The 2471-nt window shown below is 61.8% G+C and carries 2 protein-coding genes; both read left to right on the top strand.

Annotated features, from left to right (window positions below):
- A partial coding sequence (locus CSQ89_RS21060; RefSeq protein ID WP_099407929.1) for a toprim domain-containing protein occupies positions 1 to 2249 on the top strand: 2249 nt, incomplete at its 5' end.
- 1 nt (position 2250) lies between these two features.
- Positions 2251 to 2471: hypothetical protein (locus CSQ89_RS21055; RefSeq protein ID WP_308418197.1), on the top strand; the 221-nt coding region annotated here is incomplete at its 3' end.

Genomic DNA, 2471 nt, shown 5'->3' with positions numbered 1-2471 from the left:
CAATGACCTTCTGGTGTGCGGGCTACCGCAATGTAACGGCCAGCTATGGCACACAGGGATTCACCGATACCCATTTAGCCGCCTTCCAACGGCATGGCATTGAGCGGGTGCTGATTGCCTATGACCGGGATGAGGCCGGCGAGCGGGCCACCCAGGGACTGGCAGAACGGCTGCAAGCGGCCGGCTTCGGCGTCTACCGTATCCCGTTCCCCAAGGGCATGGATGCCAATGATTACGCGCTTAAAGTCCAGCCTGCGGCGAAATCGCTGGGGCTGTTGATTCGCAAGGCGGCATGGCTCGGTGATGGGCAAGCGCCAAAGCGGCCGCTACAGGCAGCCTGCGAGACGGAAGCCATCACAGCAGGACGCGAAATACCCGAGCCGGACAGCCCGCCCATTTTAGCCGCTAAAAAAATGGCTGAGCCTGTGATTGCGCTGCCGGCAGCAGCGGTGCCACCTGGGTCGGCGTGTGATGTGAACGCCGAAGTCAGCGAGCAGGAAGTGGTGATGCGGTTTGGCGAAGGCGACACAGGGCGTCGCTGGCGGATACGCGGCTTGCCGAAAAACCTTGCGGTGGGCGTACTCAAGGTCAATCTGATGGTGTCACAGGCCGACGCATTCCATGTCGATACCCTGGACCTGTACGCCGCCCGGGCGCGCGCCGTGTTTGTGCAGCAGGCGGCAGCGGAACTGCGGATGCAGGAGGCGGTGCTCAAGGCTGAACTGGGCCGCGTGCTCTTGAAGCTGGAGCAGGTACAGGACGACACGATACGTGAGGCGCTGGAACCCAAGGCACCGCCTGTGCCAGCCATCAGCGAGGATGAACAGCAAGCAGCACTGGCGCTATTACGCACGCCCGACCTGCTGGGGCGGGTACTGGCGGACTTCGAGCAATGCGGCATCGTCGGCGAAGCGACCAACAAGCTGACCGCCTATTTAGCCGCCACCAGCCGCAAGCTGGACCGGCCGCTGGCGGTGGTGGTGCAATCGTCCAGCGCAGCGGGTAAATCCAGTCTGATGGATGCAGTGCTGGCCTTCATGCCGCCGGAAGAGACGGTGCGCTACTCCGCCATGAGCGGACAAAGCCTGTTCTACATGGGTGAGACCAATCTCAAGCACAAGGTGCTGGCGATTGCCGAAGAGGAAGGCGCGAGCCGGGCCAGCTATGCCTTGAAGCTGCTGCAATCGGATGGCGAGTTGACGATGGCCAGCACGGGCACTGACGCCAACGGGAATCTGGTGGCGCAGGAATACCGGGTGGAAGGCCCAATGAGTCTGTTCATGACCACCACGGCCATCGATATCGACGAAGAACTGTTGAATCGCTGCTTGGTGCTCTCCGTTGACGAAGGCCGCGAGCAGACCGCGGCGATCCATCGTCGCCAACGGGAACGGCGCACCTTGGCCGGCTTCATGGGCAAGGAAACCAAGGACGCCGTGCTGGCGCTGCACCGTAACGCCCAGCGCCTGTTGCGTCCCTTGGCGGTGGTCAATCCGTATGCGGACCAACTGACCTTCCTGGACGATCGCACGCGGACGCGACGCGATCATGAAAAGTACCTCTCCCTGATCGACACGATTGCCTTACTCCACCAGTACCAACGCCCGATCAAAACCTTGACGGTGGGGGATCGGCAGATTGACTACGTGGAAGTGACGCCGCAGGACATTGCACAGGCCAATACGCTGGCGCATGAGGTACTGGGGCGCAGCCTGGATGAATTGCCACCGCAGACGCGCAAGCTCTTGGCCTGTGTTCAACAGCTGGTGCGCGAGCGTGCCGACACCGCGCAATTACTGGTGCAGGACATCCGCTTCAGCCGCGCCGAGGTGCGTCACGCCAGCGGGCTATCGGATACCCAGTGCCGCCTACATCTGGATAGGTTGGCAGCGCTGGAGTACCTGCTGGTCCATCGCGGTTGCCGTGGGCAAAGCTTCGAGTACGAATTGCTGTTTGATGGTGACTTAGCGGCGCACAGCCCGCAATTGGCCGGGTTACTGGATGTAACCCAGCTGATGGCGACAGGTACGACAGACAGTTCGCGGGGTGAACACCCCCAGTTCGCGGGGTCAACGCGGCCCCAAAACGGCCCGGTTGCGGTGGCAACGCGCAAGGAGCTATCCGCTCAAACTTCAACGCTGACAAGGCTCATAACGAATGAGCCCAATACCTTGCCAGAAACGCGCCACCCCCTGTCCTGCGAAACAAGATCGTACACGCAGCCGGTCATAGTGGTAACTGGGGTGTGAGATGCCGCGCAAAGGCCAGAAACTCAAGACGCGCAAACCGGCAGCGGTCAAGCCAGCCGGTTCCAGAAAACGCGAGATCGACCCCTTGGGGCACCTGGCGCTGACGCAGTATATGGAAGCGCACTTCGAATGGATGCTGATAACGGGCTACTCGCGGGACACGGTGCGCGCCCGGCGCATCGCTATCCGCCGCTTCATCGTCTGGTGCGACGAGCGCGGCAT

The sequence above is a fragment of the Chitinimonas sp. BJB300 genome (genome assembly GCF_002735695.1).
In the GTDB taxonomy this organism is placed as follows: domain Bacteria; phylum Pseudomonadota; class Gammaproteobacteria; order Burkholderiales; family Chitinimonadaceae; genus Chitinimonas.
Note: the sequence above shows the minus strand (reverse complement) of the source record. Positions and strands in the feature narration are given on the sequence as shown.